The sequence below is a fragment of the Slackia piriformis YIT 12062 genome (assembly GCF_000296445.1).
GTDB classification, from domain to species: domain Bacteria; phylum Actinomycetota; class Coriobacteriia; order Coriobacteriales; family Eggerthellaceae; genus Slackia; species Slackia piriformis.
Genome location: NZ_JH815198.1, coordinates 728271 through 749971, shown reverse-complemented (window position 1 = coordinate 749971; position 21701 = coordinate 728271). Strand labels below are relative to the sequence as shown.

Below are 21701 nucleotides of genomic sequence, written 5' to 3'. Positions count from 1 at the left end.
TCGCATAAGAAGGAGAGCCATGCCTATTTGCGTTCCCATCAGGGACATGAAAGACGCCGCCGCGTTCGCCGAACCGGGGCATGCCGCACAAGCTCCCGCAATCGTAACGAAGAACGGGAAGGAAACCCTTGTTTCCATGTCTTCCGAAATACATGAAGGCCTGCGCCCCGAAGCTGCAAGGGCTCAGCTTTACGCCATCGTCGACAAAGGCATATCCGATATCGAATCCGGATGCTCAAGGGACGCCAAGACGCTCACCGCTGATGTAAGGAAGCAATATGACTTATGACGCTAGCATCGCCGAAGAGGCCACCAATGCATTTGCCAGGTCAGTCAAAAGTAGCCGCTCTTCGTCCGATAGCCCCTCAAATCCGCTGCAGCACCACATACCTGTTCATCGCGCCCGTACGGCCGTCGGCTTCGAAGGAATCAATAACGTGAGCACGGTTTGAAACCGCAGCGACCAATCGGCCAACTTCTTCGTCAGAAAAGTGATGACAATACCGCCAAGCACCCTCTACGTTTTTCCAGCCCAAAAGATAGTCGCCTTCGTCAAGCTTGCCCGGCGCAAGTCCAAGGGCTTTAATCGCTTGCGCATGCGTAACTTCGGCCTTTGCCGCCAGCGTGGAATTGTTCATGAACTGCCAGAGAGACACCGCCACGCAGCCTCCCGGACGCACGGCGTCTATCAGCCCTTCCAGCACACGCACGCGCAACTCTTCGCCCGGCACATGGTGCAAAAACCCGAAGGACACAGCCGCGTCACCTTGCGGCGCATGATGCAGGCAAGAGAGCGGCAAGCCCTCTATAAGGCCGCCAACGATGTCTGCGGATTCGTACGTCACAGGCGCGCTCGGCCCGTCGGCGGACGCGACCAGTTCGTCGCAGCTGTCCACCGCATAAATGCGCAGGCTGGCATCGGGCAGAGCCTCCTCAAGAAACCGCTCGAATCTCAGGTTGCCGCACGCAAGGTCGAAGACCGAAAACGCGGCGCACCCCGTCAAGACAGCGCCTTCGCAACCGGAGCCTTCGCCTGCCGAGAATTGAGTGCGGGCGTCGGAAGGCACACCGCGCCCTGCAACCCCAAGCGCCTCCGTCATCACGTCCACGCAGCGCGCCCAGCCGTGCCACGGCGCCGTGCGCGTAGCCGAAAACGACGCGGCCTGCGCGCGGTAGAAATCGGCGGTTGTCTTGCAGAGTATTTCAGCGGTCTTCGTATCCATAGTCATCCAGCCGATTCTATACGATAGACTGAACCGCTATGGATACTATTTTGCTTGAAATCATCGAAGAGATACGCCGCGGCACCGCCGTAGACCACAAGGTGCTCGCGCGCATCCTGCACGAACACAATAAGAACCTCAAAGACAACCGCGACCACTTCGCCAAAAAGCACCTGCTCCCCTACTACTTTAACGCGAAGAATACCAAGGAAGAGCCGTGGCGTTCGTGGAACGTGGACGAGCAGACCGAGCGCGCGCTGATCGCCGCGCTGCAGATGAAACCGCGTCGCACGGCATCGGGCGTGGCAACCATCACCGTCATCACCAAGCCCTGGTTCTGCGGAAGCGACTGCCTCTACTGCCCCAACGACGTGCGTATGCCCAAAAGCTACCTGCACAACGAACCCGCATGCCAGCGCGCCGAGCGCAATTGGTTCGACCCGTATTTGCAGGTGGCGTCGCGCCTGCGCGCGCTTTCGCAGATGGGGCACCCCACGGACAAGATCGAGCTCATTGTGCTCGGCGGCACGTGGGACGATTATCCCCCCGAATACCGCACCTGGTTCATGGCAGAGCTTTTCCGCGCCCTTAACGACGGCGACGTCATGGAAGAACACGCCGCGCAGCGCCGCGCGTTCTATCGCGAAGCCGGCATCTTGAACGACGAACAAGGACTCGCGTCGGCCGCGAAAGACCTGCAGGAAGCAGTCAACGACGGAAAGTCCTCCTTCGCCGATGCGCTGCGGGCCCTCTACGGGAACAACACGGCCTGGGCGAAAGCTTCCGCGATGCAGCACGCCACCCTGGAAGAAATAGACCGCCTTCAGGAGGAAAACGAACGCGCCCGGCACCGCTGCGTTGGTCTGGTGGTGGAAACGCGCCCCGAAACCATCACGGTGCCCAAGCTTGCCTTGCTTCGTCGCCTCGGCTGCACGAAGGTGCAGATCGGCATCCAGAGCCTTGACCAGAACATCCTCGACCTGAACAACCGCCATACCGACCCGCATGCCATTCAGGAAGCATTCGCCCTGTTGCGCCTGTTCGGCTTCAAGATCCACGCGCACTTCATGGTGAACCTCTACGGCGCAACGCCGGCGGGCGACAAGCTCGACTACGAAAAGTTCGTCACCGACCCGCATTATCTCCCTGACGAGGTGAAGCTCTACCCATGCGCCCTCGTTGAGGGAACAGGGCTTGTTCCTCACTACGAAGACGGCAGTTGGCGGCCCTATACCGAGGAAGAGCTCGTGGACGTTCTTTCCCATGACACGCTGATCACACCGCCCTATATGCGCATCTCGCGCATGATCCGCGACATTTCCGCGTGCGACATCCTAGTGGGCAACAAGAAAACCAACCTGCGCCAGATGGTGGAAGGGCATATCGAAAAGACAGGGCGCGCTGAGGACGTGCGCGATATTCGCTACCGCGAGATAAACAACCGAACGGCGGAGGCGAGCGACCTGACACTGCACGATGTTGAATACGAAACGGCGGTAAGCACGGAGCACTTCCTGCAATGGACCACCGAAGACGACCGCATTGCAGGGTTTTTGCGTCTATCGCTGCCCCGCCCAGACGCCCTGGCCGCACGTGAGAACCTGCCTATCGCAGCGGACCAGGCCATGATTCGCGAAGTGCACGTATACGGGGCTGCCGCAAAACTGCACGCCACAAGCAAGGGTGCCCAGCACATCGGCCTAGGCCGTAAGCTGGTGGAGACGGCGTGCGCCATGGCCGAAGAGGCGGGCTATGCATCCGTAAACGTCATCAGCGCCATTGGCACGCGCGAATACTACCGCAACCTCGGCTTCAACGATGCCGGCCTCTACCAGAACCGGCCTTTGCGCCAATAACGAAAGGAACCCCATGAACATCTGCGTGTTTTGTTCTTCTTCAAGCAATCTCGACCCCATGTACACCGAAGCCGCCGACGCGCTCGGTCGCGAAATCGCACGCCGAGGCCACGCACTCGTATTCGGTGGATACGACATGGGGCTCATGGGCGCCGTTGCTCGTGCAGCGGTCGAGGAAAGCGGCCGAGTTTTAGGCATTACCACCGAAGGCTTGAGCGCAAAAGGCCGCGCCGCGGTGGAAGGAATCGAGGAAGAATGCACGGTCGACCTCTCTGCTCGCAAAGAACGCATGGTGGAACTGTCCGACGCCTTCGTCTCTTTGCCTGGTGGTCTTGGCACCTTCGACGAGTTCTTCAGCGTCATCTCTCGTGTGAAAGCCGGCGAAATCGAGGCGAAGAGCGCGTTGTTTGACGTGGACGGCTTCTTCGCACCGCTTGCAGAGCTGCTCGATGATGCCACGGCACGCGGTCTGAACTCCACCGACTGGCGCGCACACTGCGGCCTCTTCGGCAATGCGCAGGAGTTGCTTGATTGGATCGAGGCCTAGATGAGCGCGCCCTCGCCGTACGAACGAGCGCTCGCTGCGAAAAAATGCCCTTCTGGAAGGCAGTTCTTCGCGAACCCAAGCTCCGCAAAAGGAATCGGTCCCAACAAAGCATGCGGCCACAAAGGCGGCATACGCAGACAGGGCTCGAAGCGAGGCTAAAGACCCTCGAGTCGCAACGCATCCCGATTCGGCAGCGCGTCAATCGTTGATGCTGCATCGAGGCATGTCGAAAAGCAACAAGGCCCTGCGACTTGGGCATGCTGACGGTACGCGCGCGTCCGTGGTGCGCGGGCCTATAGTGCGGCATGCCGCGCATCGTGCCCGACGAGCTGCGGAGACGCCTGGCATGCTGATGGTGCGTACGCCCATAATGCACGGTTTCACCCCCGCGGACTCGAATTTTGTACGAAACGTACCATCGACGAGGCTTCGCGAACCAAATGAGACAAAGATAATCTGCATAAATGCCTGCTCCGTTGATTAAGTCGGGGGTTTCGAACCTGTGCAGAGCCTCGATGCGCGGCGCTTTGATACATATCGTACAAAACTTGAGTTGTCAGCCACGTTTTCGTGCATTTTACCGCTTAGGATGCAGAATACCCAGGTTCACGGCTGCATGCGTTCGGCTATGCGGCCGCATGCGCTCATACAATATCAAGCACGCAAAAAAGGCCCGGAATGAAAATTCATTCCGGGCCCAGCATTCGAAGTCCGACTCAATGGTGAGGGTCTTCACTTACGCGAAGATGCCTTAATCCCTAATGACGGCACGCGTGCTCTGCGCCCATGACGGGAAGTTCCCCCGCTGCGGCCTTGAGCGCCACATCTTTCACGCTCGGGGTCTCGGCGTCGAAAAGAACCGTAATGCCCGCCTGCGCAAAGCCCTGCATCGGACGCATGCCCATGCCGCCTGCAACGATGGTGTCAGCGCCGGCATCGGAGAGAATGCCCACCGGACGCAGACAGCCGCCGCTTTCATGAGGGGGATTGTCGATAACGGAGACGTCCTTAATTTCGCCATCCTCGATATCCACCATGGTAAAGCAGTCGCTATGGCCGAAATGCGCCGAGCGCACCGCTTCGAGCCCACCTTCGCCCATAGAAGGAATTGCAAGTTTCATCTCTCCACCAGCTTTCTTCCTCATTGGATGATGCCTCTCCATGGTAGCGCTTTTGTTACCACCTCGGCATCATTTTTCCGAAGAGCTCGGCGAAACACCGTAAACGCCCGCCATAAAATCGGTTGTCATGCATGCGGCCGACGAAAGCTTCTCCGCCAGAAGCAGCTTGCACATCTCGCGAACGTCGGCCTCGTCTTCAGGTAGAAGCTCCGCCTCGTGCGAGTCGATCAGCTCGAGAGCGAACAAGCCGTTCATCTCGAAGATGTCGAAATGCTCGGGATCGAAACGACCCTCCGGCAAAAGGTCGTACCAATCCTGAGCCTCAGCGTGCAGAGGGTCATCGGGATGCGCCATCGCGTAGCAGAAATCCGTATAGCCAATCGCACCTCCCACTCCTTCAGGCGGAGAAAACCGCGCGCCGCCAAGCGCCACGGGCATGAACGGATACGGAGCCTCCTCGTCAGGGATATGACGCTCCACCTCTACCTTGATTTCCCAGTAGTCTTCCATGTCGTAGAAAAACGACATGCTCTCACCTGGCTTAAGAACCTCGTCGATGTGCTTCTCGCACGCGCCGACGTGGCGTTCCCCCTTCAAGCGCGGGATGTGCGCATGCTTTCGCTCAAGGTCGGGATCGTCAAGGAACAAAGCGTCCTTGCGGAAATAAAAGACCAGCTCTCCGCTCCAATCAAAGGCCACTAGAAGCGCATCGGCAAGCTGAGCGCACGAATCGTCCGCGGGAATAAGAAAACGACGCCAGATCGCAGGCTCGCAGTAGCAAAGCGTCGCCTTCACCTGATACACGCCGGGCGTGGAAAAACGCCCGGCGGCCGGTGCCTCCCCCTTTAACACGGTAGGTCTCGCGTCATCCGACGCGCCGGCTCCTGGCACGAAAGGACGAACGCCAGCGCCCGGCACACAGGAGCGAACGCGACCCGAACCGCCGCCCGCTCCTGGAAATTGAATCACGTTATTCGCCATGGGTATAACACCTTTCTTGGAAACCAAGGCCGCCTCGCAGCGCTACCGCTTCGCCATATCGCAAGCGCGTTCGCGCAAAGCCGCCCCGCGTTCTTCGAGCATGAGGTCTTCGCTATGCTCGAAGTAGCTCTGGCATCCGTAGCGGTTGATAAACGAAACCGCAGCCGGGTCGGCCGAGATGTCGGTGGTGAAGAGCAGAGTCTCCTTACCTGCCCCGAATGCCTCGTCGAGAAAAGCATAGGCGAAATCGACCATGGATGCGCAAGACTCTACCGAATTGTCAAGTTGGTAGGCGAAGTCGGCGAAGCGGGCCTGCTCTTCGGAAAGCGAGAGGGCAGCCGGCTCATCAGCCGCATCTCGCAGGAAATGCGCGGCGCTCGCAAGCGCTGCGCATTCGTCGGTGGACGCAAGGCGGCTTTCCCTCCCCTCGCGCGCCCGTTCGTCCAAACGCAAGGCGGCTGCGCCGCAGGCCGCGCGAACGTCCGATTCGTCCTGCTCTCCCGCATCGCAGCATCGGGATATGTCTCGCAGCTCTTCGTATGCGGCAGCGACTGACGAATCCAGCAGCATAACCTGGTGCAACTGCACAGAAATCGCGCTCACCAGAAGCCCCACCAACGCAAGACGCTCGTCAAAAGCGGCGGCCTTTGCCCTTTCGAACACGGCGCCGGGAGCTTCGCCCGCAAGGATGGCGTCCACGTGATAGTCCGCTCGGTACTTCTTGAACAGGTCGTAATACATCGCGAAACGTTTGGAGGTCCTTGGGTCTTGCACGTACTGGGCGATCAGCCGCTCCGTAACGGGAATGCCGCGGCTCTCGTACGCCCGTATGACGCGGGAAAGGTCGTCCCATCCACGGGCCGTGACGAACTGCTTGCCGTCAAGCGTCGTCTCAATGTGGTAGAAATCGTCCTTTTCAACGTCAAGATACGACGTGATGGCAGGATGCACGCGCGTAGCCAGGGCATATGCCTTCCATGCGCTGTAATCTGGGTCGACGTCTATCCGCTTCAAGCGATCCCACGTCGCAACGTCGAAATCATGCGTGCTGCGATTGAATTCAGACGGATTGCCGGCAGTGACGACCACCCAGCCTTCGGGAACCGCATGGCGACCGAATACCTTGTACTGAAGGAATTGCAAAATCGCGGGCGTAAGTGTTTCGGAGACGCAGTTGATTTCGTCCAGAAATAAAATCCCCTCTTTTCGCCCCGTACGCTCCATGCTTTCGTATATCGAGGCGATGATCTCACTCATGGTGTATTCGGAAACGCTGAATGTGCGATCGCCGAACGTGCGCTCGGCGATATACGGAAGACCCAGGGCGCTTTGGCGCGTATGATGCGTCATCGAATAGCTCACCAGGCCCACCCCCATCTCCTGGGCAACCTGTTCCATGATGGCCGTCTTCCCCAGCCCCGGCGCGCCCAGGAGAAACAGCGGCCGTTGACGCTCTACGGGAATGAGATACGATCCGTTGTCGTCTTTTGCCAAATACACCTCGACCGCATGGGCCACTTCCTCTTTTGCCTGACGAATGTTCATCTCTTATCCCCCTTCGATGCCTTGCGAAACTCCCCCGAATCAAGCTTGACGCGCATCGCCCACGGCGGCACGTCGGGCTCTTCGACATACGCCTCGTCCGTTAGCACGAAGGCGACGTCGTATTTCGGCTTGATGCGCGGATAAACCCCTTGGCCGTCGGTGAAATACAGAAGTCCCTTCAAATGGGCGAGCTCGCCCGATTCCACCAGCTCATCCACGTAGGAAAACACGGGGCGGAAATCGGTGCCGCCAAGCCCTTTAAGCTCCAGGTTTTCCAGATACGCATCGATGTCAGCCCTATTTCGAATGCGAACCACATCTTGGATCTGCGCGTCGCATTGGATCAGATAGATATTGAGCTCATCGGCAAAAAGACCCGATTCCTGCAAGATATCGTACGTGCACTCCACGAACGAGAACACCGTCTCGCCCTTCGTGGACGCCGAGGTGTCGATAGCAATCGCGAAATCTCGTATGCAGCCGTCGTCAGTATATTCCAGCGGCTCTATAAGCGGCATGTTCCCGAACACGTCCAGCCCGTAGCAGTAATACACGTAGTCGAATTCTTCGTCGTTTATGGAAAGCTGCTCGTCTCTGGAGACGAACCGACGAAGAAACTCCCCGTAGTCCACACGCTCGACGTTCGAACGCTTGAGCGCCAAGGAAAACTCGCCGCCGTGCGAGCCCCACAGCTGCGAGAAATCATCAAGCGACACATCTGCGCGCAAGGAAATCTCGCGCCACGTCTCGCGCATCGTTTCATCGAGGAAATCGTAAGACACCGGGCGTTTGCGCTGCTGAGGCTCAGGCCTTCCCGACGCCACCAGGTCGGGCGAAGGAACGCCCCCGTCTCCGCATCCATCGTGTACATCGCCTAAATCCTCGAGCCGACCGCCCGAAGAAAACGACATCAGCAGCGAAGCGAGCGCATCGTCGCTTTCAACAGGAGGAATCCTACCGTCGTCTGCCGGCGAATCCTCGGTCGCAGTGTCGTCGAGGCCACGAAAGTTGCTCCCTTGCGCATTTTGGCCGCCTGCTTGCTCGTTCGTCGGGGAAGCATCGCCCGCATCTCCCGAACCACCGAGCGACCCTTCGGGTCCGCGACCGCGAGCCCAGAAGGCATGGTCGTCAACAAAGAAGACACGCCGGGCGTCAATGGCATCCTGCTCCGTCATGCCTGCGTCCAAAAAACGGTAATACAGCGTTTCCGCAGTAACGTACGGCAACCCCTCCGACAGCCGCGCGTATGACGCCCTCTGCAACGATTCGCGGCGGCAGGACAGAGAACTCAGCCCAAGATCGCTCAGGCATCCTTCGACCGCCATGTCGCACGCCAAATCCCAATGAACGGCCGAAAACGACGGACTCGAAAACGGATGGCGAAAAAGGCAGTGAAGCACCATGTGCATGTAGTCGCGCAGGATACGCTGCGGCTCTTCGGCGAAAGAGCGGACGACGCTGCCTGCGTCGAAAAACAGCATAGCCCCATCTACGGCGAACAGGCTTCCAGGGTGCTCCTGTGCCTCTATCTGGGAAAACGCAGGCTCCAAAAAGCGAAGATCAACTAGCATCGATTCTCTCGCATGCTCGAGAATCCCATATGCCAACGCGCTCACGCCGTCTTCGTTTCCTCCCGCCGCACGATTGCGAGCATCTCCCCCGTATCCGATCTGCATACCCATGCGAACAGCCTCCCCTCAGCTTGCCGCGTCGTCCGTCCATCATACTCGCTGTCGCGCGTGATGGGCACTTCGAAACATCCTTGCATGCTCGGCTCGCGATACGCAAGATCCAGCGATGCCTGAAGCATCACGCGCCATCGCCCCTTCCTTGCGCTACCATAGGCCCCGATACACGCTCCGTTGCGAATCGCGGCGGAGGGCAACGAGTCCAGGAGAAGCAAAAGCGCGAAACGGAGGATCAATGGAAGCCCGCATGAGAAAGGCGCTTGAATCCGTGCTGTTCTTTGACGAGACGACGCCCGTGAAAGAACTCATAGGCCGCTGCGCGAACGAGCCGCTTCATCTTCTCGGAGAAGCCAGCACGCTGCTCGCCGGACCAGGCTCGATCTTTTCCCTGTGGCGCCAAGCGCAATCGTACTCCCTTCTTGCGGCCGACCTCCATTCGTTCGCGCGCGACGCAGGCCTGCCACGGTCGGGCCTTGTGCTGCGCCTGCCGAGCAGCATCGACGGGGTTCCTTTGACGCGCATATCGTCCGAGGCGTTTCGCTCCTGGCTTTCCTACGGCATATCGATCAGGATTCTCATCCTTCCCGAAGGTATGGAGGAAATCTCCGACGAGGCGCTTTCGCCGCTGTGCTTCGAGCATTGCCACCTGCCCTCTACGCTCGAGCGCTTCGGCGCACGAAACGTCCGCTGGAACAAGCTCACCTGCTACCCACGCCGCGTGCGCTATTCGGTTTCGGAAGAAAACACGTCGTTCTCGGCAAAAGACGGCTCGCTGCTCAGCGCCGACGGCAGAACCCTCGTGGCGCAGAGCTATCCCTTTTCCGACACCGTCTCCATCCCGGACGGTACCGTTGCGATCCGACCGGATGCGTTCATGCACACGCCCCGTCCTCCAAAAACCATCCTCTGCCCCGATTCTCTCGAAACGGTCGACGATTTGGTGGACGAATTCACGGTGTGGACGTGCAGACAGAACGGAAACCTTGCGCGAAGCATCCGCGCGCGAGGCGGCTACACCGTGTCCCAAGAAGGAGAAGAGGAAGACGGCATCGTGTACGACAAGGCGGGAGACACCGCTTCGCTTATCCTATGCCGCCCCGACCGTGACAAAACGACCATCCTTGACACGATCGACGGCGCAGCATTGCGCACTATCGGAGCGCGTTCGCTCAAAGGCGCGATAGAAACGCTCGCGCTGCCTGCGCACGTTCGCACCGTCGAGGACGGAAACGCCCCGCGCCCATGCCAGAAACTCGTCTTGAACGAAGGGCTTGAGATGATCGGGGACCGCTGCTTTTCCGAACTTGCCGCCGAAAGCCCCGTTCGCATTCCGCGCAGCGTTCGCACAATCGGCAAAGGCTCGTTTTCAGGGACGATGCTCGGCTTCGACGCGCTTGACGCCATTGTGGCCATTCCCGGCGGATCGCACGCCCTTTTTAAGCCCTGCCGATACCTTGAAAACGAAAAAGGCGAACTCGTATGTGCAGGGCCATGCAACAACGACAAAGAGGCCAAAGGGCCAAAACGCCCGGCATCGACGGAGAGCGAAACGCCCGGGCGTAACGCGTCCATCGTCCCCTTCGACATGAACGCCTACGACACTATGCTGCTTTCGGGCCGACACGTGAAGAACAAGAGCAAGGCGCTGCTCTTTCGCTTCGAAAGCGGCATCGCGCTTCCCGAGGCGTCTGCACGCGAGTTCGCGCGACTGCTTAGGGGCGATAACAAGTCGGTCCTTGAGCTTATCGCGACGGCAAGCGATGCGCCGCGAACGGTCAGACGTCTCGCGCAAGCGGGGTTCTACGATAACGACCTCGCCGAAAAGCAGTGCGAGATTCTTCGCCGCGCACGCAAGACAAAAGCACTCCATGTTCTGATGGAATGGATCGCGCAGCAATCGCCCCGCAAGCCCGAAAAGCCCTCCGCGCGCTTTGCGTTCTAACGCACGATGACGCACGACGGCACGTGGCCGAGCGAACGGAAAGCTCAGCCTGCGCCGCGCGCGATGCAAGAATAAGCACGGCGCGAACGAAAAGGACTATTCGTCGAACCGATACAAGTCGTACTGATCCATCAGCAAGACGAGATGCTCCGCGTACGAACTGTCAGTGGCCCATCCGGCATCTTGCAAGCCCCACGCCATCAGCGCAGAATTGCCCGTCTCGATCGCGCGTTTAATCGTGGGATTGTCGGCATAGGTGGAAGCCTGCAAAAACACGCTCGAACGAAACTCGATGCACGCTTTTTGGCTCTCGAAGCGGATGAACGTGCCCGTGATGGAGACCGTGGCGCCGTCGTACTCTTCGTTGGTGCCCCAATCAACCGGACCCACCACGCCGGGCTTGCCCTCGAAAGAAGCGGCCCATTTCATGCCGAACAGGTTGTTGTCCTGCTCGGCAAGGGCCGAAAGCCCCGTTCCCTGACCGCTTTCCTGAATGATTTGCGCCAACGTGCATCCGGCAGGATGGCCATACTGCTTCTGCATGTCCTGCGCGGTCTGCACCATTTCGTCGGTGATGTAGGAAGGCAGGCCGTCGGGGCGAAGCGCCGGAGTTTCCTTTTCGCCCTGCATGTTCGCAACCCCAAGAGCTGCAACAAGCACGAAGGCAAGCACGGCCAATGCGAGCAAGAAAGGCTTTGCGAAACGCCTCGGAGAAGACGCCCGAGCCGGCTTCGAGCGAGAACCCTGCGGGCTTTTCGACCTGGACCGAGACGAAGAAGTCTTCGACGCCGCTGCCTTTGCCTTGGACGAGCCCGTTCGCCCCGCTGCCGTCCGGACCATTATCGACCCCTCCTTGCAGAAGAGGGACGCGAGACATCCTTGCTCGGTGCAACGGTTCCTTCGGAAAGATTGACCAGGAACTCGTACGCGGCGGCAATGAGGCTCTCGTCCTCTTTCAAGCCGAAATACTTCAAAGGAAGCACAAGCTTGCCGCTTTGGGCGACATAGCGTCCGGAAGCGCGGCGCAGTGAAGCGAGGGCGTCTTTGGGCACGTCCACGGGTTCGACGGTCAGCTTGCCCGCCGACACGCCGACGAGCTTGACGCCGTGTTCGTTGGCCCAGGCGCGCACGAGCGATTTCGCGAACATGTTGGTGCAGGCCTGAGGCATGGCGCCATAGCGCTCGCTCGTCTGCTCCCGAAGCTCCTCGACCACCGAAGGCGTGTCGGCGCACGCGAGCTTTCGGTACAACAGCACGCGTTCGTCGGCATCGGATACGTATTCCTCGGGAATGTAGGTGTGCTCGGGGAAATTGACCGTGATGTCGGAAAGCGCAGGAGGCAGCACGGCATCTTCGCCGGAAGCCCCTTCGCGCGCGTTGGCGACGGCCTGGCTGAGCATCTGGGCGAACAAGTCGAAGCCGACGCCGCTCATGTTGCCGCTCTGCTCCGCTCCAAGCAGGCTGCCCGCGCCGCGAATTTCGAGGTCTCGCATGGCGACGCGCATGCCGCTGCCCAGATCGCGATGCTCGTTGATGGCGTCCAGACGCGCCATGGCCTCCTCGGTCAAGCTTACGTTGTCGGGGAACATGAAGTAGGCATACGCCTGCACCGAGCTACGTCCGACACGCCCCTTGAGCTGATACATCTGAGCCAGACCAAGACGCTGCGAATCCTCTATGATCAACGTGTTGGTATGGGGGTTGTCAATGCCGCTTTCGATGATCGTGGTGGCAACGAGCACGTCAATGGCTCCTGCGGAGAAGTCCTCCATAACGCGTTCAAGCTCCTCTTTCGTCATCTTGCCATGCGCCACGCCCACGCGCGCCTCGGCCGCGGCCGCACCGACGCGCTCGACCGCTTCGTCGATCGTGCGGACGCGATTGCTCACGTAATACACCTGGCCGCCGCGCTGAAGCTCGCGGCGAATGGCCTCGCTCACCACATCGACGTCCCATTCGCCCACATGGACCTCCACGGGGCGACGATTGTCAGGAGGGGTGAGTATCAGGCTCATATCGCGCACGCCCGACAAGCTCATCTGCATAGTGCGCGGAATAGGCGTTGCGGACAGCGTGAGCACGTCTATCTGCTCGCGGAGATTCTTCATCTGCTCTTTATGGCCGACGCCGAAACGCTGCTCCTCGTCGATGATGACGAGTCCGAGGTCATGCGGGTTCACGTCGCGCGACAACAGGCGATGCGTGCCCACCAGCACCTGCACCGTGCCTTTGGCAAACCCCTCGAGCGCAAGCTTCTGCTCGGCGGGGCTACGAAAGCGCGAAAGAACCTCAACGTGCACGTCAAAGGGGTCGAAGCGTTCTTTGAAGGTTGTATAGTGCTGCTGCGCCAGAATAGTGGTGGGACACAGCACCATGACCTGCTTGTTGTCCTGCGTGGCCTTAAACGCCGCGCGCAGAGCAACCTCGGTCTTGCCGAACCCAACATCTCCGCAGACCAGGCGGTCCATGGGCTTGGAAGACTGCATGTCGGCCTTCACCTCCGCGATAGCGGAGAGCTGATCGGGGGTCTCATCATAGGGAAACGCCTCTTCCATCTCGCGCTGCCAGGGAGTGTCGGGCGCGTAGCGGAAGCCTTGCACGCTCGCGCGGCGCGTGTAAACATCCACCAAGTCGAACGCAAGCTCCTTGGTGGCCTTGCGCGCCTTGGAAAGCGCACGCGACCAGTCGCTCGTGTTCAGGCGTGTACAACGAGGCGACGAGCCCTCGGGACCCACATAGCGCGTCACGCGATCGAGCTGTTCCACAGGGACGAAGAGCTTGTCGCCCTCGGCGTATTCGAGCAGCAGGTAATCACGCATCATGCCGCCGACGTCTTGGCGGACGAGGTCTTTAAACAGCGCGATGCCGTGGGCCGCATGGACGACGTAGTCGCCCGGGACGAACGGGAACGTGACCTCGGTCATGTCCACGCGACGGCGGTTGCGAATCTGCGCGTTGCGGCCCTGCGTGTCATGAACCGAAACCAGGCCGATCTTCGCCTTGGGCACGATCATGCCCAAAGGAACGTCCACATCCACCACGTTCACCACGCCGCGCTTAAGGCGGCGCACGTTGCGATGCCATTCGGGATGATCGGACCCAAAACGCGCCGAACCCCTGCGCGAGCGCCTCGTGCGCGTAGAAGCGCTATCGGAAGCGTCCTGCGAAGAATCATCAAGCTCGGCATCGAGCACCTCCACGACAGGCAGCGCGTTATCCACCAGAAGAAGCATCATGTCTTTACGGGCGCGAACGTCGGGAACGCTGAACACCGTGGTGAAGCGCTGGTCGACCAGGCTGCGCAGGCGGCCTATAAGCTTTTCCGCGCTGCCGGCGATCTCGGTGCGCTTCACCGGAAGCTGCTCGTCGATCATGCCGCCTACCTTCATGATGGACGAAAGCGTATAGCGCTGAGCGGACCCGAAATCGAGCCCGGTCGGAGGCAGGTAGAGCCCTTCGGGCGAAATATGGCTTCCTTCGGCGCGCTTGCATGCGTCGTCATATGTGCGGGAGGTATCGTCGAAGATGCTTCGCGGTTCGCTGAGCACCACGAGCGTCTGCTCGGAGGCGTAGGCGCACAGCGTTTCGGTTTTCGTGTAAAGAAGCGGCAGCAAGGCATCGGCCCCGGGAAAATCAGCCCCCGCTTGAAGACGGCCGAACATCTCGCGCCACACCGGATCGGTCTCGGCGCGTTTCGCCACCGTAGGCATAGCGCGCGCCACGCCCTTCTTCGTGAGGCGGTATTCACGCACCGGGAAGATTTCGACATCGGGAAGGGAGGTGATCGTCTGCCCGGTGGAGGGAACGATGCGGCGTATTTCTTCCACTTCGTCCCCGAAGAAATCAAGGCGAACAGGATACGGCACATTGCCCAGAAACACATCTATCGTTCCGCCGCGGACGCAAAACGACCCCGGGCCTTCGAGGGAATCGCCCGTATTGACGAAGCCGCGCGTCACGAGCGCATCGGCCACCGACTCGAAATCGAGCACCTCACCCGTAGAGGCATCGACCACTTCCGCCCCTTCGACCGCAACGATCGGCGCGAAGACCCTCGATGCGCACGGCGGAAGAGCGCGCACAAGCGAAGCCGCGGACGCCACAACGATGACGTCTTCGCCCGACTGAAGGGCCCAGGCCGCATGGGCCCGGCGGGCGACGAAGCGCGCATCGGGTTCTTTGGGGGCAAACGGATAATCGCAACGCATGGGGAAAACCGCGACGTGCGCATCCCCCACATACGCAGCGATGCTTCGGGCGAAACCGTCCACCGCATCTTCGCCCGGAATGACCGCCAGCATAGATTGCGGGTGCGCGGCAAAGCGCGCGGCAATCGCGAACGGGCGGGCGGAAGCGGCTATAGCCAGCGTTGCATCCTGGCCCGCGTCAAGTTTCTCGTAGACGGGCGCGAGCGCGCCGCTTTCTTCGATGGCGAACGCGAGCGAATCGATGAGCATACATTCCTCCATGAACCAAAAGCCCGCGCAGCATACGGGCGGAAAGACAAACACGACAAGGCCGCACAAGCGACCGGAATCTATCCGAATTGTAGCAAACGATTGTTCGCATTCTGCAATGCTGCGCACATTCTCGAAGAACCCACGAACCCGTCTTGGGCTACAATGCCGTCAAACCACCGTACGAAGGATGCGCCCATGCCACGCGAAAACCTGACCCAGAAACGAGAACGAGCGGCAGAGATAGAACGCCGCCTCTACGAATATTACGGCGAGGGCGAATGCTCCCTCGATCACGAAGACCCATTCACGCTCACCATCGCGGTAATTCTTTCGGCACAGTGCACGGACGCCGCCGTAAACAAAGTGACCCCGGAGCTTTTCTCGCGCTTCGGAACTCCGGAAGCAATGGCCCACGCCCGCGTAGAGGACATCGAAGCGATCATCCACCCGCTCGGGTTCTTTCGCTCGAAGGCGAAAAACATCGTGGCATGCGCGCAGACCGTGCTTGCAGATTTCGGCGGAACCATCCCCAACGACATCGACGCCTTGCAGACGCTTCCCGGCGTCGGCCGCAAAACCGCCAACGTCGTCATGTGCCAGGCATTTCGCAATCCGCAGGGCATCGCCGTCGACACGCACGTGTATCGCATAGCGCACAGGCTCGGATTCGCAACGCGCAACGACGATACACCGCAGAAGACCGAGGCCAAGCTCTTGAAAATCTACCCGCAGCACGACTGGCTGTTCATCAATCACCAGTGGGTGCATTTCGGGCGCGAGTTCTGCAGCGCACGCAACCCGAAATGCGAAATGTGCCTGATTAACGACTTATGCCCGAGCTGCGGAAAGGCGAAATAAGACCCCTTCGCAAAGCAAACACTCCGCAAAACGCAAAAGAGCGCGCAGCCGGGCTTGCGCGCTCTTTCTTTGAATCATTCCGAAGACAGACGGGCTACTGTCCAAGCGTCTCCATGATGGCGTCCACGATATCGTCGACCGGAGCAAGAACGCCCTTGGCAACGTCGCCGCAGGCAAGCTTGCCCACGCCAGGCCCGACAATCTTCATGCCACGCTCTTCGAGAATGCGCAAATTCGCTTGCGTGGCAGCATTTTCGTACATGTTGGTATTCATCGCAGGACACACCAACACAGGACACGTCGCCGCAAGAAACGTCGAAGACACCATGTCGTCGGCAATGCCGTGAGCCATCTTTGCCATGATGTTCGCCGTGGCGGGAGCGACGCAGAGCAAATCGGCCTCCTGCGCCAGAGAGATATGCTTGATGGAGGCGTCATAGGAATAATCGAAGGTGTCGGTGAACACCATATGCTTGGACAGGGCCTCGAATGTCAGAGGCGTGACGAACTTCGTAGCATTCTCGGTCATGATGACCTGCACATCGACGTTGCGCTTCGTGAGCTTGCTCACGATATCGCACGCTTTATAAACCGCGATGCCGCCCGAAACAGCCAGGAGAACCTTTTTCATCTTCCATTCCTTTCAGAAGAATCATCGACCCAATTGCCGAACGCGAGGCAAGCTACACAAGAGATGGGCCGTACATGAGAACGGCGAGGGAGCACACGCCTACGAGAATGCACCACGCGAGGGATTTCGTCTTCAGCCCGACACCCATGGTAATAAGCGCGGCAATAAGCGGCGCAAGCCACGACCACACATCGCCCGACGAAATCTTTGCGGGATCGAACAGGTCGTTGGCAACCAGAGCCGCGAATGCCGCGGGCGGAATGAAGTTCAGAGCACGAACCATGGTCTCGGGAAGCTTCTTGCCCTTCAGCAGGAATACGGGAAGGACACGACAAGCGAGCATGGTGAGTGCGCAGGAAACGAATACGATGAAGAAGTCAGAAATAGACACGCTACGCCCCCATCCTGATATCGGAATCGCCCGGCTCCTCCATCTTGAGGCTGAACGCAAGCGCAGCGCCGATGCCGATCAAGGCCCCGATCAAAATGGCAGGGCCGGAAAGGCCGATGCATTTACAGATTATGACGCCGAGAAACGCGCTTCCCGCCGCGACGAGGTTCGCGCGAGAAATTTTCTGCATGCACAGGAGGCAGATGAACAACGCCGTCATGGCAAATGAGGCCAGAGCCGTCGGAAGAGAAATCGCGGAACCTACCACGGCGCCCGCCACGTTGGAAAGCAGCCAGGTGGACTGGGAGAACAGATTCACGCCCAACGCCTTGCCGACCGACCAGTTGCCGTTGAAGAAGTTGGCGAGGTTCACGCCGAAGCTTTCGTCGGTGACCGTGGCGCCGAATATGAACGCCAGGCGCTTGCGGCACGTACCGCAGAACTGCGAGAGCGAGGCGCCGTAGAGCATCTGGCGCGTATTGACCAGAGACACGCTTGCGATGATGGCGGTGAGCGGATTGCCCGCCATGTACATGTTGGGAATCATGTACTGACCCGCCCCCGAATAGAACAGGGCGCACATGAGCGCGACCATCCAGACCTCCATGCCGGCGGCAGCGCAAAGGATGCCGCAAGGAAGCCCGAGCACGACGTAGCCCGCCATGATAGGCGCAGCCGCTTTGAATGATTCTTGCACGATCGATGTATTCATAGTTGCCCTATTATACGAAGATGCCCCCGCTTTTCTAGACGCTTTTACAAGCAGACGAGAAAAAGGCGGGCTGAGGAATGAAGAGGTCCTGATAGACCCTGGTAGCGTATCGGTCGGTCATGCCCGCGATATAGTCGGTCACCGCACGCACGACATCGCCTTCGGCGACGGCGAGGCATTCCGCCGGAACCGCTTCGGGATGCGATACGAAATAATCGAACAGCCCGGCAATCAGATGCTGGGCCTTGGCCACTTCGCGCAGAACGGGCTCGCTTTTGTAGACGGAATCGAAGAGGAACTCGCGCAACTCCCCCATGGCAGCAAAGGCCGAATCGCTCAGTCGTATATCGCCCGCCGCCGCAGAAGCCACGACCGCATCCGTGACGAGCGTCTCGATGCGCGCCGAGTGATCGGATCCAAGAACCGCATGGGTGCTTTCGGGCAGGTTTTTCTCTTCGAGAATGCCCGCGCGGATCGCGTCGTCGATATCGTGGTTGACGTAAGCGATTCGATCGGCCACGGCTACAATGCGCCCCTCGAGCGTTTCCGCGCGCACGGGACCTGTATGACAGACGATGCCGTCACGAACCTCCGAGGTGAGGTTGAGGCCTCTGCCTTCGTTTTCCACGAACTCCACTACACGCAGGCTTTGAACGTTGTGCCTATACAAATCAGCCACGCGCGAATCGTCCGCCGAAATTCCCCGATGTCTTCCTATGGCCGCCGCAAGAGCCTCCTCGCCGGTGTGACCGAAGGGAGTATGCCCCAGATCGTGGCCGAGGGCCACGGCTTCGGTCAAATCCTCGTTCAGGCCGAGCGCACGCGCGATCGTGCGGGCGATCTGCGCCACTTCGAGCGTATGCGTGAGGCGCGTGCGAAAGTGATCGCCCTCGGGAGCGATGAACACCTGCGTCTTGTGAGACAGACGGCGAAAACTCTTCGCGTGGATGATTTTGTCGCGGTCGCGCTGAAACTCGTTGCGCAGGAAATCAGGCTCGGCAGAACGCGCACGCCCTTCTGTCTCGCACGAGAGCATAGCGTCTTGAGAAAGACCGGCGCGCTCGCGCTCTACCTGGTTTTCACGTCGAATGATATGCATGCATGCCGCCTTTCCGCGTGCGATATACGCCACCGCAGTGTACCACGTTGAACCCTTCGCCCGGAAAAACATCGAAAGCAAACGAAGGCTGCTACAATCAAGCGGATACGCTATCAAGGAGGAGCCTGTGCAAAATCTTTCCCCGCTTGCCATAGGCCTCGCCCTCATCCTCGCTGTGGCCGCCATTGCCACCATCGTATGCAGGAGGCTTAAACAGCCCCTCGTGCTCGGCTACGTGCTGGCTGGGTTTCTGGTGAGCCCCGCCATCTCGTGGTTTCCCGACGTCTCTGACACCGAAAGCATCTCCGTCTGGTCCGAGATAGGCGTCATCTTCCTCATGTTCGGCCTGGAGCTGGAATTCAGCATCACAAGGCTCGCCACCGCGGGCCGCCCGCCATTCTGACGGCGCTCATCGAGATGGGGCTTATGATGGTCGCAGGATTCACGTGCTGCACCCTGCTTGGCTGGCCGCTTCTCACGAGCCTGTTTCTCGGCGGCATGATCGCCATCTCGTCGACGACGATCATCGCGAAGACGTTCGACGAACTGCACCTGAAAGACAAAGGGTTCGCAGGACTCGTTTTCGGCGTGCTTGTTATCCAGGATATCGCAGCCGTGTTTCTCATGGTGGTGCTCTCCACCCTTGCTGTGGGCACGAACATAGACGGCGCGGCCGTTTCGGTAAAGCTCGGACGCATGGCGCTCTACCTGATCGTCTGGTTCGTACTGACCGTCATCTTCGTACCCGTGGCGCTTCAGCGCATCGCGAGCTTCCTCACCGACGAAATTCTGCTCATAGCGTCTCTCGCGCTGTGCCTATGCATGGTCGCGCTGGCAAGCGCCATTGGGTTCTCGGCCGCACTCGGAGCGTTTCTCGCGGGCTCCATCCTTGCCGGAACCGTACAGGCCGAACGCATAGCGAAGCTCGTCAAACCCATTAAGGATCTTTTCGGAGCGGTCTTTTCGTCTCCGTAGGCATGCTTATATCCCCGCAGGCCATCGCCGACAACGCGGCCATCATCGCCATCGTCTCGCTGCTTGTCCTGGTGGGCATGCCTCTTTGCGTATCGCTCGGAGCGCTCGTCTCCAAGCAGTCGCTGAGAACCACCGTGAAATGTTCCATGAGCATGGCCCAGGTGGGAGAATTCTCCTTCATCATCGCAGCGCTCGGCTCCTAGCTCGGCGTCACCGAGGACTTCCTCCATCCCGTCATCGTGGCCGTTTCGGTGCTCACCACGTTCGCAACGCCTTTCTACATCAAAAGTTCCGATGCCGCATATCGGACCATCGTCCGCGTTCTTCCCCAGGCCATCCTCGATTCAATCGACAGAAGAGCCCAGGCTGAAGCGAAGGAATCCAGCCCCTCCTCCAAACTCTGGATGGGATATATCAAGCGCTGGGCGGTCAAAGTGGGCCTGATCGTGCTTGCCGCGATCGCATCCGTCGAGGTGCTCAACGCCATCGCCGGGCCCCTTCTGGCCCGATTCGCCCCCGACTTCGTCGCAGGATACGCGATCGCCGGAATATCCATTCTTATTACCAGCGCCTTTGTGTCCAATCTCTTCCACAGTGTCCGAAGCGGACGTAGGAACGAATTCAGCGTGCTTTGGATTAAGAGTAGGCGCAACCACCTTCCCCTTTTAGCGCTCGCGCTCTTTAGCACGCTTGTCTCGATCGCCGCCATCGTCTACATCGTCCACGCGTCGAACATCGGCCATACCGTATGGCCCTACCTTTTCGCCGTCTTAGCAAGCGTGCTTTTAGCGCGATCGAAGTCCGTCCATTCTTCCTTCCTGAGAATAGAGACACGCTTCATCCGGAATCTGAACGAGAACATCATCGCCGAGCGCCGCGAGAGCCTCAGCGACGAGGAGCATGTCCATTGGGTCGAAAAGCACCTCTACGTGACACGCGTCGAAACCAGCCGCATGCTCCAGGCAAAGCCGCGACCCCTCTCCCCCGAATCTATGCTGAAAATCGTGGGACAAAGCACCCTTCCCGGAGAATCGCAGCATTCGGCGGGCTTCCTTTTCGGCATGGCGCACGGACTAGACCTGATAGCCATCGAACGAGACGGTCGACGAATTGCAGGAGACACCCTCGCCCGGCTTTCGAAGCCTGACCTGTTGCGCAGAATCGGAGACGCCGAAGACCCGCTCTGCGTCAGGGAAGGCGACGTGCTCACCTTTGTCGGCACAGAAGACGAAGTGGATTCCTACCTGCAGCATCTTCTGAAAGACAACGTAATCGACGAGGACAAGGCGCTCGGCGAATCCCTCGAGGACTACCTCGCCAGCTCCCCTTCCTCCCCCGACATCACCTGCTTCTCGTTCGTGATTGAAGCGAAATCGGCCTTCGTCGGGCGCACGATTGCCAATATCGATTTCAAATCGGCATACGGAAGCCTCGTGGTCGCGATCGAACACAACCTTCTTCTGCGCATGAAGCCCTCGCGCAACACACGCCTCGCCGCCGGCGACAGGATTTGGCTCATCGGGGAGTCGGGTCTTGCGGGCAACCTCATCAACGCCGCCGACGCCGAAGTCATAGACCGGGGCACGCCGGAAGGGGTCGTTGCTCAGACCGACGGTCCCCTCGGACAAGGCGACCGCTAGCCCTTGGCATAGAAAAAGGTGAAGGCGCCCTG

General features: G+C 59.5%; 17 protein-coding genes and 1 pseudogene. 7 read left to right on the top strand and 11 right to left on the bottom strand.

The window, feature by feature from the left end; genetic code table 11:
• Window positions 1-19 precede the first annotated feature (19 nt).
• Window positions 20-289 carry a hypothetical protein gene (locus HMPREF9451_RS03315; RefSeq protein WP_009138893.1) on the top strand — a complete coding sequence of 90 codons (270 nt, stop codon included), beginning with the start codon at window positions 20-22 and terminating at the stop codon, window positions 287-289.
• A gap of 76 nt (window positions 290-365) precedes the next feature.
• Here the strand turns inward: HMPREF9451_RS03315 and HMPREF9451_RS03310 are convergent, their stop codons facing one another.
• Entirely contained in the window at window positions 366-1223 is an 858-nt protein-coding gene (locus HMPREF9451_RS03310; protein ID WP_009138892.1) for a class I SAM-dependent methyltransferase, read from the bottom strand.
• Between the two features lie 38 nt (window positions 1224-1261).
• On the opposite strand from HMPREF9451_RS03310, the gene HMPREF9451_RS03305 reads away from it, so the two are divergent.
• Window positions 1262-3079 carry an elongator complex protein 3 gene (locus tag HMPREF9451_RS03305; RefSeq protein WP_009138891.1) on the top strand — a complete coding sequence of 606 codons (1818 nt, stop codon included), beginning with the start codon at window positions 1262-1264 and terminating at the stop codon, window positions 3077-3079.
• 13 nt (window positions 3080-3092) lie between these two features.
• On the top strand, window positions 3093-3626 hold the full coding sequence (locus HMPREF9451_RS03300) for an LOG family protein (protein ID WP_009138890.1): 534 nt from the start codon (window positions 3093-3095) through the stop codon (window positions 3624-3626).
• A 758-nt stretch (window positions 3627-4384) separates the two neighbouring features.
• On the opposite strand, the gene HMPREF9451_RS03295 is transcribed toward HMPREF9451_RS03300, so the two are convergent.
• From HMPREF9451_RS03295 to HMPREF9451_RS03280, 4 genes are read right to left on the bottom strand one after another with little or no spacing between them, the layout of a single operon-like run.
• Window positions 4385-4771, bottom strand: a complete 387-nt coding sequence (locus HMPREF9451_RS03295) for a NifB/NifX family molybdenum-iron cluster-binding protein (protein ID WP_009138888.1) — start codon at window positions 4769-4771, stop codon at window positions 4385-4387.
• 45 nt (window positions 4772-4816) lie between these two features.
• Window positions 4817-5728: a plasmid pRiA4b ORF-3 family protein gene (locus HMPREF9451_RS03290; RefSeq protein ID WP_009138887.1), complete on the bottom strand. Its 912-nt coding sequence runs from the start codon at window positions 5726-5728 to the stop codon at window positions 4817-4819.
• A 42-nt stretch (window positions 5729-5770) separates the two neighbouring features.
• Window positions 5771-7273, bottom strand: a complete 1503-nt coding sequence (locus HMPREF9451_RS03285; RefSeq protein WP_009138886.1) for an ATP-binding protein — start codon at window positions 7271-7273, stop codon at window positions 5771-5773.
• A complete protein-coding gene (locus HMPREF9451_RS03280; protein ID WP_009138885.1) occupies window positions 7270-8955 on the bottom strand; it encodes a vWA domain-containing protein in 1686 nt (561 codons plus the stop codon). The genes HMPREF9451_RS03285 and HMPREF9451_RS03280 overlap by 4 nt, the downstream gene beginning before the upstream one ends.
• Window positions 8956-9208: 253 nt before the next feature.
• Between HMPREF9451_RS03280 and HMPREF9451_RS03275 the strand changes: the two genes are divergently transcribed.
• The gene (locus HMPREF9451_RS03275) at window positions 9209-10903 is read left to right on the top strand and encodes a leucine-rich repeat protein (RefSeq protein ID WP_187364029.1); all 1695 of its coding nucleotides are present in this window, start codon (window positions 9209-9211) and stop codon (window positions 10901-10903) included.
• Window positions 10904-10999: 96 nt separating this feature from the next.
• On the opposite strand, the gene HMPREF9451_RS03270 is transcribed toward HMPREF9451_RS03275, so the two are convergent.
• On the bottom strand, window positions 11000-11743 hold the full coding sequence (locus HMPREF9451_RS03270) for a glucosaminidase domain-containing protein (RefSeq protein ID WP_009138883.1): 744 nt from the start codon (window positions 11741-11743) through the stop codon (window positions 11000-11002).
• The gene (mfd, locus tag HMPREF9451_RS03265; RefSeq protein WP_009138882.1) at window positions 11743-15360 is read right to left on the bottom strand and encodes a transcription-repair coupling factor; all 3618 of its coding nucleotides are present in this window, start codon (window positions 15358-15360) and stop codon (window positions 11743-11745) included. Before mfd ends, HMPREF9451_RS03270 begins: the two co-directional genes overlap by 1 nt.
• Before the next feature lie 198 nt (window positions 15361-15558).
• On the opposite strand from mfd, the gene nth reads away from it, so the two are divergent.
• Entirely contained in the window at window positions 15559-16221 is a 663-nt protein-coding gene (gene nth, locus HMPREF9451_RS03260; RefSeq protein WP_040625997.1) for an endonuclease III, read from the top strand.
• A 94-nt stretch (window positions 16222-16315) separates the two neighbouring features.
• Here the strand turns inward: nth and coaBC are convergent, their stop codons facing one another.
• From coaBC to HMPREF9451_RS03240, 4 genes are read right to left on the bottom strand one after another with little or no spacing between them, the layout of a single operon-like run.
• On the bottom strand, window positions 16316-16852 hold the full coding sequence (coaBC, locus tag HMPREF9451_RS03255) for a bifunctional phosphopantothenoylcysteine decarboxylase/phosphopantothenate--cysteine ligase CoaBC (protein WP_009138880.1): 537 nt from the start codon (window positions 16850-16852) through the stop codon (window positions 16316-16318).
• A 52-nt stretch (window positions 16853-16904) separates the two neighbouring features.
• Entirely contained in the window at window positions 16905-17243 is a 339-nt protein-coding gene (locus tag HMPREF9451_RS03250; protein ID WP_009138879.1) for an AzlD domain-containing protein, read from the bottom strand.
• A 1-nt stretch (window position 17244) separates the two neighbouring features.
• A complete protein-coding gene (locus tag HMPREF9451_RS03245; RefSeq protein WP_009138878.1) occupies window positions 17245-17955 on the bottom strand; it encodes an AzlC family ABC transporter permease in 711 nt (236 codons plus the stop codon).
• Window positions 17956-17989: 34 nt separating this feature from the next.
• Window positions 17990-19054 (bottom strand): deoxyguanosinetriphosphate triphosphohydrolase, encoded by a 1065-nt coding sequence (locus HMPREF9451_RS03240; protein WP_009138877.1) that lies wholly within the window; start codon window positions 19052-19054, stop codon window positions 17990-17992.
• Here HMPREF9451_RS03240 and HMPREF9451_RS10235 point away from each other — a divergent pair.
• Together HMPREF9451_RS10235 and HMPREF9451_RS10080 are read left to right on the top strand one after the other, a co-directional pair.
• Window positions 19044-20232 (top strand): annotated as a pseudogene (locus HMPREF9451_RS10235) (cation:proton antiporter domain-containing protein). The gene HMPREF9451_RS03240 and the pseudogene HMPREF9451_RS10235 sit on opposite strands and share 11 nt — an antisense overlap.
• 36 nt (window positions 20233-20268) lie before the next feature.
• Entirely contained in the window at window positions 20269-21669 is a 1401-nt protein-coding gene (locus HMPREF9451_RS10080; RefSeq protein ID WP_009138873.1) for a TrkA C-terminal domain-containing protein, read from the top strand.
• Window positions 21670-21701: the final 32 nt, after the last annotated feature.

Bases quoted from the DNA above. Each gene is read 5' to 3' on its own strand.
- HMPREF9451_RS03315 (WP_009138893.1), top strand. From the start codon at position 20: ATGCCTATTTGCGTTCCCATCAGGGACATGAAAGACGCCGCCGCGTTC.
- HMPREF9451_RS03310 (WP_009138892.1), bottom strand. From the start codon at position 1,223: ATGGATACGAAGACCGCTGAAATACTCTGCAAGACAACCGCCGATTTC.
- HMPREF9451_RS03305 (WP_009138891.1), top strand. From the start codon at position 1,262: ATGGATACTATTTTGCTTGAAATCATCGAAGAGATACGCCGCGGCACC.
- HMPREF9451_RS03300 (WP_009138890.1), top strand. From the start codon at position 3,093: ATGAACATCTGCGTGTTTTGTTCTTCTTCAAGCAATCTCGACCCCATG.
- HMPREF9451_RS03295 (WP_009138888.1), bottom strand. From the start codon at position 4,771: ATGAGGAAGAAAGCTGGTGGAGAGATGAAACTTGCAATTCCTTCTATG.
- HMPREF9451_RS03290 (WP_009138887.1), bottom strand. From the start codon at position 5,728: ATGGCGAATAACGTGATTCAATTTCCAGGAGCGGGCGGCGGTTCGGGT.
- HMPREF9451_RS03285 (WP_009138886.1), bottom strand. From the start codon at position 7,273: ATGAACATTCGTCAGGCAAAAGAGGAAGTGGCCCATGCGGTCGAGGTG.
- HMPREF9451_RS03280 (WP_009138885.1), bottom strand. From the start codon at position 8,955: ATGGGTATGCAGATCGGATACGGGGGAGATGCTCGCAATCGTGCGGCG.
- HMPREF9451_RS03275 (WP_187364029.1), top strand. From the start codon at position 9,209: ATGAGAAAGGCGCTTGAATCCGTGCTGTTCTTTGACGAGACGACGCCC.
- HMPREF9451_RS03270 (WP_009138883.1), bottom strand. From the start codon at position 11,743: ATGGTCCGGACGGCAGCGGGGCGAACGGGCTCGTCCAAGGCAAAGGCA.
- mfd (WP_009138882.1), bottom strand. From the start codon at position 15,360: ATGCTCATCGATTCGCTCGCGTTCGCCATCGAAGAAAGCGGCGCGCTC.
- nth (WP_040625997.1), top strand. From the start codon at position 15,559: ATGCCACGCGAAAACCTGACCCAGAAACGAGAACGAGCGGCAGAGATA.
- coaBC (WP_009138880.1), bottom strand. From the start codon at position 16,852: ATGAAAAAGGTTCTCCTGGCTGTTTCGGGCGGCATCGCGGTTTATAAA.
- HMPREF9451_RS03245 (WP_009138878.1), bottom strand. From the start codon at position 17,955: ATGAATACATCGATCGTGCAAGAATCATTCAAAGCGGCTGCGCCTATC.
- HMPREF9451_RS03240 (WP_009138877.1), bottom strand. From the start codon at position 19,054: ATGCATATCATTCGACGTGAAAACCAGGTAGAGCGCGAGCGCGCCGGT.